Genomic DNA, 15,906 nt, shown 5'->3' on the forward strand with positions numbered 1-15,906 from the left:
AGCCAAAGTCTTCAGAAGTGCGCCCTACGGGAGCCGCTGAAAAGCTGGACAGCTGTGTTGTGCTGGCTCGATTTGGCACCACCAAACCTTCACCACCACGCCTTGCTGGCCAGCTTTTCAGCGGCTCAGTAAGTTAAAGAATCCATGAGACAGGGCACTCACATGTTCAGCAAGATTCTGATCGCCAACCGCGGCGAAATCGCCTGCCGGATCATACAAACCGCCCACCGCATGGGCATCCGTGTTGTCGCCGTCTACTCCGATGCTGACGCCGACGCCCGGCACGTGGCCATGGCCGACGAAGCCTTCAACATCGGCCCGGCCGCCAGCTCCGAAAGCTACCTGCGGGCCGACAAGATCATTGAGGTCGCAAAAGAAAGCGGCGCCCAGGCCATCCACCCCGGCTACGGTTTTCTGTCCGAGAACACCCAGTTCGCCGAAGCCTGCGAAGCCAACAACATCGTGTTCATCGGCCCGCCTTCCTCGGCCATCGCCGCCATGGGCTCCAAATCCGCCGCCAAGTCCATCATGGAAAAAGCCGGCGTGCCGCTGGTGCCCGGCTATCACGGTGACGACCAGTCCCCGGACACCCTGCGTAAAGAGGCCGAAAAGTGCGGCTTCCCGCTGCTGCTGAAAGCCGTCGCCGGCGGCGGTGGTAAGGGCATGCGCGTGGTCGAGCGCATGGAAGACTTTGACGACGCCCTCGCCGGCGCCAAACGGGAATCCAAGAACGCCTTCGGCAACCCGGACATGCTGATCGAGCGTTATCTGACCCAGCCACGACACGTGGAAATCCAGGTGTTCTGCGACCAGGAAGGCCACGGTGTGTACCTGGCCGAGCGCGACTGCTCGGTACAGCGTCGCCACCAGAAGGTGCTGGAAGAAGCCCCGGCTCCGGGCCTGAGCGACGAAACCCGCAAGGCCATGGGCGAGGCCGCGGTCAAAGCTGCCCAGGCCATCAACTACGTGGGCGCCGGCACCGTCGAATTCCTCTACGACGTGGACGGCTCCTTCTTCTTCATGGAGATGAATACCCGCCTGCAGGTGGAGCACCCGGTCACCGAAATGGTCACCGGCCAGGATCTGGTGGAATGGCAGTTGAAAGTGGCCTGGGGCGACCCGCTGCCGCTGGAGCAATCCCAGGTCAAAACCCGCGGCCACGCCCTGGAAGCGCGCATCTACGCCGAAGACCCGGACCAGGACTTCCTGCCCGCCACCGGCACCCTGCGCTACCTGAGCACTCCGGATGAAAGCGCCCACGTGCGGGTAGACACCGGCGTCACCGAAGGCGACGAGATCAGCATCCACTACGACCCGATGATCGCCAAACTCATCGTGTGGGACGAAACCCGGGACCAGGCCATCAACCGCATGGTGCAGGCGCTGGAGCACTACCGCATTGCCGGCGTGAAAACCAACATCCGCTTCCTGCACGCCCTGGCCGACGCCCAGCCGTTCCGGGAAGCGGAGCTGACCACCGGCTTTATCGACGATCACCACGACCTGCTGTTCCCGAAATCCCGGCTCGACACCCACAAGGCCCTGGTCCTGGCCGCCGGCTTCGTGCTGGAGCAACGCAAATCCCGGGAAGTGGTCAGCACCGACCCCTGGTCGCCGTTTGCCCGCCAGAACAGCTGGCGCATGAACTCCGAATACGCCCAGCCCCTGCAATTAAAAGTGGGCGACGAGATTCACGACCTGAAAATCCTGGAGCGGGACGACCGCTACCAGGTATTCGTGGGCGGCAGCGTATACAACCTCACCGCGCGCCTGGATGACGATTACCTGCAGGCGGTGATCAACGGCCATCGCATCAGCATCCACGGCAACCTGCACAACGACCAGCTGGTGCTCTTCTACGAAGGCGACACCTTCAACTGCACCGTGTACAAAGAAACTTACGGCTTCGAAGAAATGGCCGGCGACGGCAGCCTGGCCGCGCCCATGAACGGCGCCATCGTGGCGGTGCAAGCCAAAGTGGGCGACAAGGTCACCGCCGGCCAGAGCCTGGTGATCATGGAAGCCATGAAAATGGAGCACGCCATCAAGGCCCCGGCCGACGGCGTGGTCACCGATATCTTCTTCGCCGAAGGCGACCAGGTCTCCGAAGGCGCCGAGCTGATCGCCATTGAAGTCACCGTAGACGCGGAAGAGGAGGCTGGCTGATGGCCTTCCCCAAACAGGTGCGCCTGGTTGAAATGAGCCCCCGGGACGGACTCCAAAACGAGCCCGGCGCGGTGATCGCCACCGCCATCAAAACCGGCCTGATCGACCGTCTGGCTGACAGCGGCCTGAGCCACATCGAGGCCGCCAGCTTTGTGTCGCCGAAATGGGTGCCGCAGATGGCTGACGCCGCCGAGGTGATGGCCGGCATCACCCGCAAGGCCGGCGTACGCTACTCTGCCCTCACCCCGAACCTGAAAGGTTTTGAAGGGGCGCTGGCCGCGAAAGCCGACGAAGTGGCGGTGTTCGGCGCCGCCTCCGAAGCCTTCACCAAAAAGAACATCAACTGCACCATCGCCGAAAGCCTCGAACGCTTCGCCCCGGTGCTGGAAGAAGCCCGCAAACACGGCATCCCCGTGCGCGGCTACGTTTCCACCGTAATGGGCTGCCCCTACGAGGGCGACATCGCCCCGGAGCAGGTCGCCTATGTGGCCAAAGCCCTGTACGACATGGGCTGCCATGAAATCTCCCTGGGCGACACCATCGGCGTGGGCACCCCGATCAAAGCCAAACGCATGCTGGAGGCCGTCGCCGCCCACGTGCCCATGGACAAACTGGCCGCGCACTTCCACGACACCTATGGCCAGGCTTTGGCCAATCTGTACGCGGTGCTGGAAGAAGGCGTCTCGATCATCGACGCCTCCGTCGCCGGCCTCGGCGGCTGCCCTTACGCCAAAGGCGCCTCCGGCAACGTGGCCACCGAAGACGTGCTATATCTTCTGAACGGTCTGGGTATCAAGACAGGTGTTGATCTGGACAAACTGGTCGCCACCGGCGACTGGATCTGCAGCCAGCTCAACCGCCCTAACGGCTCCAAAGTCGGGCAAGCGCTCGGAGGACACTGCACATGAATCAGAACAATAACAACGTCGTCGCCCTGGACCTGCCGATTCCCGAGATCCGCAACATGCCGGAGGACACCCAAAAGTACTTCCAGATCTGCCAGGAAAAGCTCGGCATGATCCCGAACGTGCTCACCGCCTACAGCCAGAACCTCAAGCAGCTCGAAGGCTTCACCCGCCTGTACAACGAACTGATGATGGGCGAAGGCGAACTCACCAAGCTCGAGCGGGAAATGGTCGCCGTGGTCGTCTCCTCCGAGAACAAATGCTTCTACTGCCTGGTAGCCCACGGCGCCGCCGTAAGGGTACTCAGTGGCGACCCCCAGCTGGGTGAGCACCTGGTGATGAACTACCGCAGCGCCAAACTCGATAAGCGCCAGCGCGCCATGCTCGATTTCGCCTCCCTGCTCACCCGCACCCCGGCCCTGGTCACCGAAGACCACACCCAGGCCCTGCGGGATGCTGGCCTCAGCGACCGGGGCATCTGGGACCTGAGCAACCTGATCGGTTTTTACAACATGTCCAACCGCGTGGCCATCGCCAGCGATATGCAGCCCAATCCGGAGTATCACAGCCAGAGTCGCTAGCAAATGCATTAACTTGCCAGCCCTCAACGACAACAACAAATGGAGGCAGAGAGATGAGCAAGACTCTCCCAAGTTACACCAGTGGCATCGCCGAAAAACCCCTGCTGGGCATGACCATCGGCGACATGCTTGACCACACCGCCGAGCGGTTCCCCAACAACGACGCCCTGGTGTGCCTGCACCAGGACATACGCTGGACCTATAAAGAGTTTGTCGACAAGGTTAACGAAGCCGCCCGAGCCTTCCTGGCCATCGGCGTCAAACGTGGCGACCGCGTCGGCATCTGGTCCCCCAACCGTTATGAGTGGACCGTTACCCAGTTCGCCACCGCCAAGGTCGGCGCCATCCTGGTTAACATCAACCCGGCCTACGGCGTGCACGAGCTGCAATACGCGCTCAACCTGGCCGGCATCACCACCCTGGTCACCGCAGATGCCTTCAAAGGCTCCAACTACCGCAAGATGATCTACGAGCTGGCGCCGGAACTTAAACGCAGCGCCCCCGGCAAACTCAAAGCCGATCACGTGCCAGACCTGCGCGCCGTCATCAACATGCACGACGACAAGCACGAGGGCATGTGGAGCTGGACCGAATTCCTCGGCTTCGCCAGCGACGTCTCTGACGACGACCGCAGCCAACGCCAGAAGGAGCTGCAGTTTGATGACGCCATCAACATCCAGTTCACCTCCGGCACCACCGGCAACCCCAAAGGCGCCACCCTCACCCACCACAACATTCTTAACAACGGCTATTTTGTGGGCGAGAGCCAGCGCCTGACCGAGAACGACCGCCTGGTAATCCCGGTGCCCCTGTACCACTGCTTCGGCATGGTGATGGGCAACCTGGGCTGCATTACCCACGGCTCCGCCATGATCTACCCCGGTGAAGGCTTCGACCCGAAAACCGTGCTACAGGCCGTGCACCAGGAAAAGGCCACCGCCCTGTACGGCGTGCCCACCATGTTCATCGCCGAACTGGCCGACCCGGAGTTTGAAAGCTACGACCTGTCCAGCCTGCGCACCGGCATCATGGCCGGCTCCATCTGCCCGGCCGAAGTGATGAAAAAGGTCAACGGCAAGATGAACATGAAGGAAGTGCAGATCGCCTACGGCATGACCGAGACCAGCCCGGTCTCCACCCAGACCAGTTCCCAAGACCCGTTTGAGAAGCAAGTCACCACCGTAGGCCGCACCCAGCCGCACCTGGAAACCAAGATCGTCGACCCCGGCACCGGCAACGTGATGCCCCGCGGCGAGATCGGCGAACTCTGCACCCGAGGCTACAGCGTGATGCTGAAGTACTGGAACAACGAAGAGAAAACCCACGAAGCCATCGACAACGCCGGCTGGATGCACACCGGCGACCTGGCCACCATGGACGAAGACGGCTACGTGCAGATCGTCGGCCGCATCAAAGACATGGTCATCCGCGGCGGCGAGAACATCTACCCGAAGGAAATTGAAGAATTCCTCTACACCCACCCCGCCATCGAAGACGTGCAGGTAACCGGCATACCCGATGAGAAATACGGCGAAGAACTCATCGCCTGGGTAAAACTGGCCCCGGACGCAGCGCCAGTGACCGGCGACGACCTGCGGGAATTCTGCAAAGGCAAGATCGCCCACTACAAGATCCCGAAAAACTACAAGTTTGTGGATCAGTTCCCGATGACCGTCACCGGGAAGATTCAGAAGTTTAAAATGCGGGAGATTTCTATTGAGGAGATGGGGCTGAAGACCTAAGCGACCCTCTTACTGCATCACTCTGGCCCAGGGTTACCCTGGGCTAGCCTCCCTGCCCGGCTGTATGCGTCCGAGTTCAAAACAGGGCGTGGGCCACTGCAAATTCACGGTCGATAGTGGAAATAGACGACAACTGTCGTAAAACTCTGTGAACGTGGTCTCTCCTGGCTTGTAACCTCATGAAAATCATGAAATAGTCAGAACGTTAAATTGTAAATAGGCGCACCACTGATTCGGGGAGAAACCGACAACTGGCGCTTATTTCCCGGTACGTTATATTTGGTGGGCCGGTAGTAGTTTGATTTTGAAAATAATTTGATGAAAGACCTTCCTGGTGCCTCGGGATAAGCGCATTTTGGATAGATGACATTTGTCGTTGAATTAACTGTTGAACTAAACCGCTTCGCGGTAGCGGTGCGACTGAGAATTTCCGCAAAGTGAGGGTGGTTGGCGGATACTTTCGAATAGCCCAGGTGGGCTATTCGAAAGAGGAGATACCGTCATGACACCCTTACGTCAGACCATGATCCAGGCCATGTGTCAGCATGGCTTTTCCCCCCAGACTCAAAAAAGTTATCTCTACGTCGTCGCCGATCTGGCCCGATATTATCGCCGGTCCCCCGATCAGTTGCAGGTCGAGGATCTGCAGACCTACTTTAATTACCTCGTTCAGGAACGTTCCCTGGCACCCGCCAGTTGTCGGCTGTACCTGCATGGTATTCGGTTTTTGTATCTGCAGGTGCTGCACTGGGCGGATTTCGATGTGAACCTGGTGTTGCCCAAGCGACCACAACGCATCCCTGAGTTACTGACTCGTCAGGATGTTGCACGGATATTGGAAACCATCAAGAACCCCAAGCATCGCGCTTTATTATCCGTAACCTATGGCTGCGGCTTGCGCGTGAGCGAAGCGGTGGCGTTGCAGGTGAAGAACATTGATGGAGAGCGCCACTTACTCCATGTCCAGCAGGGAAAAGGTGGCAAGGATCGTATGGTGCCCCTGACTGGTGTGCTACTCGATAGGTTACGGGCGTATTGGTGCCTTGGGCGCCCCATGCTCTGGCTGTTTCCAAGTGAAATGCTGGTCGGTCAGCACCTGACCGTTACCACGGCTCAGAGGGTTTATCGTCATGCCAAGTACCGCAGCGGTGTGCAGAAATGCGGCGGGATCCATGGTCTCCGCCACGCCTATGCGACCCATCAGTTGGAACATGGTGTACCGCTCAACGAGTTGCAGAAGTTCCTGGGGCATAGTGATCTGCGCACCACCGAGCGTTACCTGCACTGGTTGCCCGGCATATCCTCACAGAACCGGTCGCCTGCGGACTTGATTGCGGGTTTGGGAGGTGTGTAATGGCTAATTCAGTTACGGTCCAGTCAGCACTGAACCAGTTTCTCTCGACGGACTCACTGGACAGCCATCGTCGCAAGGTATGCAGCCGACTGATGGATTGTCGAACGGCCCGGATGGGTGGCATGGAAATGCGTTGTGATCACTGTAAAGCGCGAACGGTGCATTACTACGGTTGCCGAGACCGGCATTGCCCGCAATGTCAGGGGCGGGCCAGCCAGCAGTGGTGTGAGCGCCAGCGCCGATCGCTGCTGCCGGTACCGTACTTCCATCTGGTGTTTACCTTGCCCCATGCCCTGAATGGCTGGATTCAGGTGCACCCCGAAGTGGTTTACCGTCGCCTGTTTGAGTCAGTGTGGAATACGCTCAGTCAGTTTGGCCATAAAACCAAACACTTGCAGGGTGAGCTGGGCATGACAGCCGTCCTCCATACCTGGGGGCAGAACCTGAGTCGCCACGTTCACGTGCATTGTCTCATTCCGGGCGGGGCGCTCACAGAAACTGGCGAATGGCATCAAGCCAAGCATCAGTACCTGTTCCCGGTCAGGGCGCTGTCCCGCCGTTTTCGCGGCCGAATGGTGTCGTCTCTCAGGAGCTCCATCAGGACTGGCGAACTGCACAGACTCATAGACCCTGGTGCCCTCAACGACGTGCTCAACGAAGTGATGCAGAAGGATTGGGTGGTTTACGCCCGACACTGCCTGAACCAGGCGGAGACAGTGGTGGATTACCTGGCCCGTTACACCCACCGCATTGCCATCAGCAACGGTCGTTTGGTGTCACAGGACGGTGACTGGATCAAGCTCAGGTACAAGGATTACCGGGAAGACGGGCGTCAGAAGACTCTGCAGCTGGAAGGGGCGGAATTTATTCGACGGTTCTTGATGCATATCCTGCCCAAGGGCTTCATGCGTATCCGCCACTTTGGCTATCTGAGTAACCGAACCCGACGACAAAAGCTGACCGCCATTCATCAGGCTCTTCAAAAGCCACCCGAAGCGGGCGATGTAACGGAAAATGGCGCAGAGTCCCACCGCACCTGGCCGTGCCCTCAATGTGATGGCGGCGTGGTTCATATGGTTCGACAGATTCCCCGGTATAAAACGGTGGGCATTCTGACGGCCTAGCCGCTTTCCCTGGCGGCTTCCAGCAAGCGTTACAGTTCCGGAGGAGCTGGGCATCGGCTCGGGCTTTGACTGGAAATGGAACAAATAGCGGGGTAGTCTGACCAAAATTGCACAAGGACGAGGTCTTTCATGGGGTTCAACAGGACGATACTCATTTCTGCCAAGAGCTTTCTCCAGCGCGGATTGCCGTTCCGGCATCCGTCTAAAAATTACTTTACCCTTATACGTTGTCCGCAGGCTTCGGTGGCAGCGGCTTAGTCCAACCCACATTTAAAGGTCATGCTGCGCACGACCATTAAATGCTTCAGTGTTAAGTGTCAGAAAAACAAGGAATCAGAATGGTAGCCCTGATCAAAGAAGTCTATTCAAAAGAGGATGCCTGTCACCTGTATGGCTATGATCTACTCAATGAGACCTATCTTGGTTCCAGATACGTGGTCACGTTCGGTCTCAGCTTAGAAGCGCTTTCTCCCTCCGAGGCTCTAGAAAAACTCTACGGTTTCCGAGGTCATATTTTTCGTTTCAAAGATAAGAAAGAATTTTTGAAAATGTTCGACACGAAGCTGGACGGGCCTCTCAATCATTAGGTCCACGCACACTTAACAAGGCGCAGCAGTTCGCGGCCGATGGCCGCCGGACGCCCTTTTCATTGCGGCTGCGCCTCCATTACAAGGGCGCCGCTGTGCTTCGGCGTTATGTGCATTTGAGTACGGAATAAATGGAAACAATAATTGGAACAGTATTGGGAGCTCTCATTGCTGGCGGCGCTATGTTGCTAAATGCGATGATAACCTCGAAAAACGAACGTGATCGACAAGCTCAGGCCGACGCTAGGCGCCTTCTTGAAAAAGAGCTAGATGATCTTTCAATGCTATACGAAGACGTCCTGCACATAAGTGATCGCCTGATTCGTAACAAGGGACGAGACACTGAAGATCAGCTGGAAAAATTTTACAAGTTGGAGATCAAACTAAGGCTTCATTCAACTGAAGAAATTCGGAAGGCTTTTAAAGCTGTCAGAGCTTCAATCTCTACCATGGTGGGCGACTTACCAAACCCTCCAGAAGAGTTCATTCCGAAGTTTGAAGAAGATCATGAAAAGAAATGGCGACTGAAAAAACGGAAAGAATGGGAAGTTGAGCGAGATAAAAAAGCGGGAGAGCACATGCCTGAATGTTGGAAAAAACACTCAGAATTAGCTGCACTTCTCAAAGAAGATCTTTCTAGTAAAAAATTGAAAAGTGGACCGGAGTAAGCACATAACAATCGGCTGCACGGCGACCAATTTTACGCCGCTTCGCGGCTCCAAATCGGCGCGAGAGCCGGGCGTTATGGGGAAAGCCGTCTCCACCAGTAGCCTGGTTTTCTGGAGTGGTGAGCAAAAGCAACGACTATGATGGCTTGGTTTCTTTCGATAGTTACGAGTGAAAACGGGAATCTATGAAGGATCAGTTGTTTTGCTCCGGATCTTGCGGCGCTATGGGTGGCTGGAACCAGCGGGGGATTGGGATCCTTGACTCTTTACTCTCAAAACGATCAGCCCCTAATTCGATCTCTGGCGCGGGACAGAACTTCCTTTGCATCGAGCAGCTCTGCTTCTCCTGAATCGATCTGCTGGATTCTTCGGCAAATCTCACGGTCCCAGGCTTCTGCAACACCTTCATCGGCAGGGCCATCCAGACTTGCCACCAGATCTTTGGCCAAAGCTGCCCGCTCCTGTTCGGAGAGCGTCATGGCAGCATTTCTGAGGGTTTCTAGTTCGAGCGCAGTCATTTGACACCCCACGGAGATAGACATATATAAACGATGCAGGATGTTTCACCCCATAACAAGTGGCAGCAAAGTGACCGCTTTCCCGCCGCGCTGCGGCTCCAAATCGGCACGTGTGCCAAGCGTTTTACCCAGGAAGGAACAGCGCGGTGAGAACGATACTTCTTGGAAATGCTGGCGCTGGTAAAAGCACTCTCGCAAAGAGATTGATTGCCAAACACCCAGCCCCTCGCCTTTCTCTTGATGAAGTGGCATTTCACAATGGGGCGCAGCGGCGCCCGATCCAAGATAGCATCACGGATGTAAGGCGTTTTATTGCCGAGAATGAGGGCTGGATAATTGAAGGCTGTTACGCAGACATCATCGAGCCGATTCTGTGCGAGTGTGACGAGCTCATTTTTCTGAATCCCGGGGTTGAGGTTTGTATCGCTCATTGTCGCGCACGCCCCTGGGAGCCAGAGAAATTCAGCTCGAAGGAAGAGCAGGATGAAAACCTGGATAATCTAATCGAATGGGTAGCTGCCTATGGAACCCGTTCAGACGAATACGGGCTCCGTCGCCATCGGGCGCTCTATGACGCGTTCAAGGGGAAAAAACGTGAGCTTAATCATCCGAGTGAGTATGAATCGGTATGACCAGCGCAGGCGAGGCGGTGTCTTTTCCATTGGGGCGCCGCGTTAATCAGGAACAAAAGCGAATCAACGTCGATTTCCCGGCTTGGGTTGTCGCGTCTTTGGATCGTGAGGCTGAGGGACGAGCCCCACGAAGCTTATTGACGGAGGACGGAAAACGCCCCCTTGGCCAAAAGCTCGCCTTCCTCTGTGACCACCTCAACTCGCCAGTCTCCCAACATGTGCCGGTCGATATACTTGGCTGAGGATGCGCGCATGGGGTCAACCGACGGCCTGATTTCCACCCGCGCAACCCGTTCGTCCTCCAGGTACCAGTCGTGGAAGTGCAACTGGCCGTTCATGCCCTGGATTTCGGTAAACAGGTAAATTCGAATCAGTCCGTCACCGTCCATCCTTAAAACGTTCGGGATTTCGTCGATGGGCTCTTTTTCCTCCAGGCCGGTACTCAATTGCGCCCGGATCAAGTGATCAGAAAGTAGCTTGATGGACGCAGCATCTTCCGGGGACGCTTCGGATTCTCCTGCAGCCGGCGCCGGAAGGGAGGCGGGCTCTACCGATGACACCGGTTCGCTCGCCTGACTGGCCAACTGAGGGCGGGCGGGTTCTGCACTGGATTCACTCGACGCGATTTCCGAGGCAGTTTCGGACATGGAGGCAGGCGGCTCGGCAACGTCTGCCTGAACTGAATTTGTCTGGTCCGGCATGCGAGGGCTTTCGCCATCTTCCGGTTTTTCTCGTGCTGTGGTCTTCGGTAACTGGATAGATGCAGGCTCGGACGCGGGCTGGTCGATAAATACCGACGGGAGAGAAGGCGCCTCCACTTCCTGATTCTCTGCCTGCGCTTCCTTTTGCTCGCCGGTGCCAAAGATCTCTAAAGCGCCCCAGATTATGCCCCCCACCACCAGAAACAATACGAAGAGAGCAGCAAAGATGCGCCCCCAAAGAAACACAACAATCTCTTGGGGTTCCGCGGGCTCGGGTAGACGGGAGGACTTACCTGAAAACCGTTGATCTTGCGGTATCGATGTTTTCACCAGTCGTTCTTCCTTGAAGCGGGCAATAGTTGGTTTGAATATGCACAACCGCTTCACGTTACCGATTGCGAAGGTGCTAGGCGAAAAAAGGGAAGCTTGCCAGTACGGGAGACAAAATCTTTAGAAAATACACTATAGCAAACTCCTGCACACACGAGGTGGCGGTACCATAATTATCGGAGATGATTTGTTTTGCCAAGACGAGATGGGCAAAGCCGAGCTGGCTTCGACGCGGCGGTGAGGCTCGCCCCAGGCAAGAAGACGGTTTGCTGTTTTGATCCCTCTGGGTTCTTCAGTAAGGCATTCAGTGTGCCGCAGATTGAGGAATAGTAAAGCCCAGGGAGGATCTGGGCATTACGGTCTCCTACTGGGAAAGCCTTGAAGCCATCAGCAACGGGAAGAAGAGCGCTGAGCACCAAGAGGCCCAGCGCCTTGGCCATCAGCAGTGGTATTCCAGTTTTCGGGTCCGGATCGCAAAAGTCGAGCGCGAATACGGCCTGTAGCTCCCACCGATTCAGCGGATGATCATATTGGTCGCGGTCGCGTGGGCATAGAGCTTACCCGACTCATCCCGAATGGTGCCCTCGGAGATGATCAACGAACGCCCCACGTTAATGACCTTGCCTTCGGCAATCATCTTGGTCTCAAACGGTATGGGCCGGCACATCTTGATATTGAGATCGGTGGTGCCATAGCCCTCACCTGCCTGCAGCACCGTATGGCTGGCACATCCGGTTACCGAATCCAGAACCGTCGCGGCGAACCCGCCGTGCACCCCGCCCAGGGGGTTGGTATGGCTGGCATCGGCGGTGGCAATGAAGACTACCCGGCCCTCTTCCACCTCAGTGGGTTGCATGGGGATGGTCTTGGCGATGCCGGGCGTGGGAAATAGCCCTTCGGCAAAGGCTTGCATGATTTCAAGGCCGGTCATTATTCTGGGATCTGTCATGTCTCAAACGCTCTCTTTTGATTTCAGTGTAAAGACCCACTTCAATGGGTCCCGGTGCTGTCCGCAACTAATCCGGTAATCTGCTTGGCTTGCGCCACCACCTCGGATACATCGACGTCATTGGGATGGAAGTCAAAACGATAGTATGCGAGGAACTGGGGTATGAATTCCTTGTAGTGTTGGCCGGCAAACTTAATGAATCGCCGCCAGGTGGTCCCGTTGAGCAATTGCTTGTCACGTTTCATCAGTACGACGTGATAAACCGTACTCATCACCGTGATCATTGCGAGGCTGAACGTGTAAATCGCCACTCGCGGTACATAGGCGCCCAATCCCTTTCCATATAGGTGCTGATACATATCGAACGCGACGGCTTTGTGCTCGGTTTCTTCGATGCTGTGCCAGAGCCAGAGATTGCGGATGGTGTCATCCCGCATGAGCTGATAGGTACTCCGCATCATGGTTTCCACCAGCACTGCGGTGTAATGCTCCAGCCCCACCGTAACCAGCAAGTTCCACTTTTTCGGAAACAACGATTCTATGGTTTTCAGTACCATGCCCGTGGCGCGCTCCAGCGACTCTGGGTCCAACCCGTAGCGCTGTGCGCTCTCGTGAAAGGCGTGGTGCTCCTTTGAATGCATTGCTTCCTGGCCAATGAAAGCACCAATATCCCGGTCCAGCCTGCGGTTATCCTGAATATCGGTGCGCAGGGCTCGTACCGAGCGCACGAAATAGGATTCCCCTTCTGGGAACAGCGTGGAAAGCCCGGTGAAGTAGTGGGTCAGGGATGGCTCGTTATCGCACCAATACTGGGGCATTTCCTCAAAGTCATAATCCATGCGACGAACAGGGAAAGACGCTTTCGGTTTTGCTTCTACTCTAGCGTTAGCCATGGCACAACTCCTTAGGTTCTAAAAAGGAACTTACGAGCCGAATGCTATGGGATGGCAGAATTGGGGTCCATTCTTTTTTAGAACCTGATAACATTTTGTCCCGATCTGGACGATACGACGTGACGGTCTGGCAACCACTGGGGAGAAGCTTTATGAAATGGCATGAACTTGGAGACATGAGCTGCCCAGTTGCCCGCAGTCTTGCCATCCTGGGCGACAGATGGACCCTGCTCATCATTCGCAACGCATTCATGAGAACACGGCGCTTTGAAGATTTTCAGAAACAGCTGGGCATTACCCGCCATTTGCTTTCGGATCGGCTGAACCGGCTGGTCGACAAGAATGTACTGAAAAAAGTGATGTATCAGGACAGCCCCAAACGCTATGAATATCGGCTGACCGAAGCGGGGCTGGCGCTCTATCCGGTGATTCTGGTACTGACCCAGTGGGGAAATACCTGGCTTAATGAGAAAGGGGAGCACCCACCTCTAGAGCTGGTGCACGAACCCTGTGGCCACAAAACCGACTCACAACTGCGCTGCTCGGAATGTGGCGAAGCGCTCCACGCCAAGGATATGATCCCGGTGATGGACGAAGCGGCGCAATTGCCCTCCTCTCGTCGCGACATCCTCTAGGGCTCTGAACTCAAGCGTCTCAAGGGTGGGACGGGGCGTTGGCTGAGGGTCTGGCTCAGGTATAGGTCAGCAACGAGGGCGTGTGGGTATATAACCAGCTAGGTGACGGCAGTGTATTTGACCGGGTCATTGTCGCGACCCAGGCCAATAAGCTGGGCTTTCTGGATGACAGCCAGTTCCGGGAAGAACGGGAAATACTGGAAAATATCGGGTTCGATGCAGGCGAGCTGTTTACGGCCACCAAGCCATACATCGAAGATGTTTTAGGTGCTCTGCTAATGGGCGCGTTTCCGCTCATCAAAAACTACGTATGGTGACCTAACGGGAAGCCTCCTGCTGACCACTCACGCTCCAAACGCTCTGAACCAGCAGGTAGCAACCGTTGAACATGGATGCTGCAAAACTGTACTTCAAACCTAATCTCCGCAGCCACCCCGAATCCTCTCGCACTGCTGCTGCCCACCGTTGCGATCCGGATACGCCCGAGCCGAGTGGTAATGAAAACTCATCCTGTCTGCCGCACCCACTCGCGCGTCATCAATCAGCCGTTCATCCGCATCTTCGTAGCCAGGCTCGCCTGCGACCTTTAACCAACGATCAAACCACGCAACGGTATAATGAGTGATGGAGGGTCTGCCCCATCCACCTGAGCAGGCGTTCCCGGACACATCCGGGCACCAGGAGGTGGCAGGAAATTGCGGCAACAGGGAGAAATCAAAGTGTGTCGTGCCCTGAAAACCGAGCGTGTAAACCGGAACATCGGCGGCTTTCCAGACCTCGAACGCGACCTTGCCTCCATCCGGATCAGGTGGAACCAGGTAGGGAGCTGGCAGGAATCCATAGTCAGCAAAAAACGACATGGCCGGCACCCTGGGCGCGAATTCCGGGAGAATGCCCTGGGTGATGGCCAGCAGCATGACGTCGTAAAGCGGGGCCGGTAGCTGCAGATTCGAGGCCGTTGTCAGGCCCTGTCCCGTGGGGGTGACCAGACTGTCCCAGGCGATCACCGCATCCACCGGATTATCCTCATCCATCAGCCCGGGCCAGGGCTCTGCGCCCGGTGCGCCGTAGCCCTGAACCACCGATACACCGATCGCTCCTAGCGAGTGCCCGGCAATGCCTAGCCGAGAATGATCCAGGCGGGACCATTCGGGGTTATAGTCGAACACGTCGGTAGGCGTTGATCTCCCGCAAGCTTGCGAATGCGGGTAATGCTGGTCGGGCGTGGACCGGAAGAAATCAATAGCGTCTACCTGCCCTTCCCAGAAGACTTTGGGGTTCAGGTTACTGCCCTGCTCTAGCAGCGGGGTTTGAAAATCCGAACGACCCTGCCCCCTTGGATCATAGGTCAACACGGCATACCCGGCCCTGACCAGCGCTTGTGTCGCCCAGCTGTAGGCGGTTTGCGGCGCTTGCACAGAGCCGTTGGTGATAACAATGGTCGGCACCGGGTTGTCCGCAGCCGCGTGTTTTGGCACCCAAACAGTACCTGACAATCGGGCGCATTCCCGGTCATAAAACACCACATCGGTGACATCCGCTTCGCTCTGATAGAAGCCTTTTCCATCCGGCCCGTTTGCCTCGGGATAACGATACGGATCACCTGTGCAGGGCAGGCCATAGGTCGCGCACAAGGGTGTCAGCGGGGTGTTGAGCGACAGGGACAACAACCACGACGGATCCAGGATGGATCGCTGCACTAGATCGTCTACGTTGGAAAGCGTTTGCTCCAGGTACCGCCGCTGAAAAGGGATCGACACCTGCTCCGTTAATGCCCCCAGGGTTCTGGCGTAGTTGGTGGCCTCACAATCTGCCCACGCGGGACCGGGTGCGCTTGCCTCATCACAACGGGTGTCGAGGTTTTCCGGTATGGTCGGCACAAGGCGCTGAGGTGTGGATGGCTCATCCGGCGCAACGGCGTCGTCTTCCAATACCGCCTGCGGCGGGCTCGGTTCCTCCGCCGCAGGCGAATCCGAACCACCACATCCCGCCACGGCCATCGCTGACAGTAAAAAAGCCCACCTCTTCATGCGCACATCCCTCTAATGTTTGTCATCAAATGCTGCCCACAAGATAGAGTGTTCAACACGAGCTGCCTTTGTCTCAAACGGTCGCAATGGT

The 15,906-nt window shown here is 56.8% G+C and carries 16 protein-coding genes; 11 read left to right on the forward strand and 5 right to left on the reverse strand.

What is annotated here, in order from left to right; genetic code table 11:
* Positions 1 to 162 precede the first annotated feature (162 nt).
* The 8 genes from C7H08_RS17670 (at position 163) to C7H08_RS17705 (ending at position 9,127) form a co-directional block, all read left to right on the forward strand.
* Positions 163 to 2,166: an acetyl/propionyl/methylcrotonyl-CoA carboxylase subunit alpha gene (locus C7H08_RS17670; protein WP_106673525.1), complete on the forward strand. Its 2,004-nt coding sequence runs from the start codon at positions 163 to 165 to the stop codon at positions 2,164 to 2,166.
* Positions 2,166 to 3,074 (forward strand): hydroxymethylglutaryl-CoA lyase, encoded by a 909-nt coding sequence (locus C7H08_RS17675; protein ID WP_106673526.1) that lies wholly within the window; start codon positions 2,166 to 2,168, stop codon positions 3,072 to 3,074. The genes C7H08_RS17670 and C7H08_RS17675 overlap by 1 nt, the downstream gene beginning before the upstream one ends.
* Positions 3,071 to 3,652 (forward strand): peroxidase-related enzyme, encoded by a 582-nt coding sequence (locus C7H08_RS17680; protein ID WP_106673527.1) that lies wholly within the window; start codon positions 3,071 to 3,073, stop codon positions 3,650 to 3,652. Before C7H08_RS17675 ends, C7H08_RS17680 begins: the two co-directional genes overlap by 4 nt.
* 53 nt (positions 3,653 to 3,705) lie before the next feature.
* On the forward strand, positions 3,706 to 5,394 hold the full coding sequence (locus C7H08_RS17685; protein WP_106673528.1) for an AMP-binding protein: 1,689 nt from the start codon (positions 3,706 to 3,708) through the stop codon (positions 5,392 to 5,394).
* 502 nt (positions 5,395 to 5,896) lie between these two features.
* Entirely contained in the window at positions 5,897 to 6,748 is an 852-nt protein-coding gene (locus C7H08_RS17690) for a tyrosine-type recombinase/integrase (RefSeq protein ID WP_106673529.1), read from the forward strand.
* On the forward strand, positions 6,748 to 7,872 hold the full coding sequence (locus C7H08_RS17695) for an IS91 family transposase (RefSeq protein ID WP_106673530.1): 1,125 nt from the start codon (positions 6,748 to 6,750) through the stop codon (positions 7,870 to 7,872). Before C7H08_RS17690 ends, C7H08_RS17695 begins: the two co-directional genes overlap by 1 nt.
* A 338-nt stretch (positions 7,873 to 8,210) precedes the next feature.
* Entirely contained in the window at positions 8,211 to 8,459 is a 249-nt protein-coding gene (locus C7H08_RS17700) for a hypothetical protein (protein ID WP_106673531.1), read from the forward strand.
* Between the two features lie 131 nt (positions 8,460 to 8,590).
* Positions 8,591 to 9,127 carry a hypothetical protein gene (locus tag C7H08_RS17705; RefSeq protein ID WP_106673532.1) on the forward strand — a complete coding sequence of 179 codons (537 nt, stop codon included), beginning with the start codon at positions 8,591 to 8,593 and terminating at the stop codon, positions 9,125 to 9,127.
* A gap of 281 nt (positions 9,128 to 9,408) precedes the next feature.
* Here the strand turns inward: C7H08_RS17705 and C7H08_RS17710 are convergent, their stop codons facing one another.
* Positions 9,409 to 9,645: an addiction module protein gene (locus tag C7H08_RS17710; RefSeq protein WP_106673533.1), complete on the reverse strand. Its 237-nt coding sequence runs from the start codon at positions 9,643 to 9,645 to the stop codon at positions 9,409 to 9,411.
* Between the two features lie 146 nt (positions 9,646 to 9,791).
* On the opposite strand from C7H08_RS17710, the gene C7H08_RS17715 reads away from it, so the two are divergent.
* Positions 9,792 to 10,277 (forward strand): P-loop NTPase family protein, encoded by a 486-nt coding sequence (locus C7H08_RS17715; RefSeq protein WP_106673534.1) that lies wholly within the window; start codon positions 9,792 to 9,794, stop codon positions 10,275 to 10,277.
* 134 nt (positions 10,278 to 10,411) lie between these two features.
* Here C7H08_RS17715 and C7H08_RS17725 read toward each other — a convergent pair whose 3' ends face one another.
* The 3 genes from C7H08_RS17725 to C7H08_RS17740 all read right to left on the reverse strand — a co-directional run bounded on the left by C7H08_RS17725 (position 10,412) and on the right by C7H08_RS17740 (position 13,150).
* Entirely contained in the window at positions 10,412 to 11,308 is an 897-nt protein-coding gene (locus C7H08_RS17725) for a DUF2914 domain-containing protein (protein WP_133169840.1), read from the reverse strand.
* Between the two features lie 514 nt (positions 11,309 to 11,822).
* Entirely contained in the window at positions 11,823 to 12,257 is a 435-nt protein-coding gene (locus C7H08_RS17735) for a PaaI family thioesterase (protein WP_106673536.1), read from the reverse strand.
* A gap of 41 nt (positions 12,258 to 12,298) precedes the next feature.
* Positions 12,299 to 13,150: a metal-dependent hydrolase gene (locus C7H08_RS17740; protein ID WP_106673537.1), complete on the reverse strand. Its 852-nt coding sequence runs from the start codon at positions 13,148 to 13,150 to the stop codon at positions 12,299 to 12,301.
* Between the two features lie 152 nt (positions 13,151 to 13,302).
* Between C7H08_RS17740 and C7H08_RS17745 the strand changes: the two genes are divergently transcribed.
* Both C7H08_RS17745 and C7H08_RS17750 read left to right on the forward strand, forming a co-directional pair.
* Positions 13,303 to 13,785 carry a winged helix-turn-helix transcriptional regulator gene (locus tag C7H08_RS17745; RefSeq protein ID WP_106673538.1) on the forward strand — a complete coding sequence of 161 codons (483 nt, stop codon included), beginning with the start codon at positions 13,303 to 13,305 and terminating at the stop codon, positions 13,783 to 13,785.
* Between the two features lie 80 nt (positions 13,786 to 13,865).
* Positions 13,866 to 14,102: a hypothetical protein gene (locus tag C7H08_RS17750; protein WP_106673539.1), complete on the forward strand. Its 237-nt coding sequence runs from the start codon at positions 13,866 to 13,868 to the stop codon at positions 14,100 to 14,102.
* 99 nt (positions 14,103 to 14,201) lie between these two features.
* Here the strand turns inward: C7H08_RS17750 and C7H08_RS17755 are convergent, their stop codons facing one another.
* Entirely contained in the window at positions 14,202 to 15,815 is a 1,614-nt protein-coding gene (locus tag C7H08_RS17755; protein WP_106673540.1) for an alpha/beta hydrolase family protein, read from the reverse strand.
* Positions 15,816 to 15,906: the final 91 nt, after the last annotated feature.

It is taken from the genome of Marinobacter halophilus, assembly GCF_003007685.1.
GTDB lineage: Bacteria > Pseudomonadota > Gammaproteobacteria > Pseudomonadales > Oleiphilaceae > Marinobacter > Marinobacter halophilus.

Coding starts and splice junctions, on each gene's coding strand:
- C7H08_RS17755 (WP_106673540.1), bottom strand. CDS start 15,815: ATGAAGAGGTGGGCTTTTTTACTGTCAGCGATGGCCGTGGCGGGATGT.
- C7H08_RS17690 (WP_106673529.1), top strand. CDS start 5,897: ATGACACCCTTACGTCAGACCATGATCCAGGCCATGTGTCAGCATGGC.
- C7H08_RS17680 (WP_106673527.1), top strand. CDS start 3,071: ATGAATCAGAACAATAACAACGTCGTCGCCCTGGACCTGCCGATTCCC.
- C7H08_RS17695 (WP_106673530.1), top strand. CDS start 6,748: ATGGCTAATTCAGTTACGGTCCAGTCAGCACTGAACCAGTTTCTCTCG.
- C7H08_RS17700 (WP_106673531.1), top strand. CDS start 8,211: ATGGTAGCCCTGATCAAAGAAGTCTATTCAAAAGAGGATGCCTGTCAC.
- C7H08_RS17670 (WP_106673525.1), top strand. CDS start 163: ATGTTCAGCAAGATTCTGATCGCCAACCGCGGCGAAATCGCCTGCCGG.
- C7H08_RS17685 (WP_106673528.1), top strand. CDS start 3,706: ATGAGCAAGACTCTCCCAAGTTACACCAGTGGCATCGCCGAAAAACCC.
- C7H08_RS17705 (WP_106673532.1), top strand. CDS start 8,591: ATGGAAACAATAATTGGAACAGTATTGGGAGCTCTCATTGCTGGCGGC.
- C7H08_RS17710 (WP_106673533.1), bottom strand. CDS start 9,645: ATGACTGCGCTCGAACTAGAAACCCTCAGAAATGCTGCCATGACGCTC.
- C7H08_RS17735 (WP_106673536.1), bottom strand. CDS start 12,257: ATGACAGATCCCAGAATAATGACCGGCCTTGAAATCATGCAAGCCTTT.
- C7H08_RS17745 (WP_106673538.1), top strand. CDS start 13,303: ATGAAATGGCATGAACTTGGAGACATGAGCTGCCCAGTTGCCCGCAGT.
- C7H08_RS17675 (WP_106673526.1), top strand. CDS start 2,166: ATGGCCTTCCCCAAACAGGTGCGCCTGGTTGAAATGAGCCCCCGGGAC.
- C7H08_RS17740 (WP_106673537.1), bottom strand. CDS start 13,150: ATGGCTAACGCTAGAGTAGAAGCAAAACCGAAAGCGTCTTTCCCTGTT.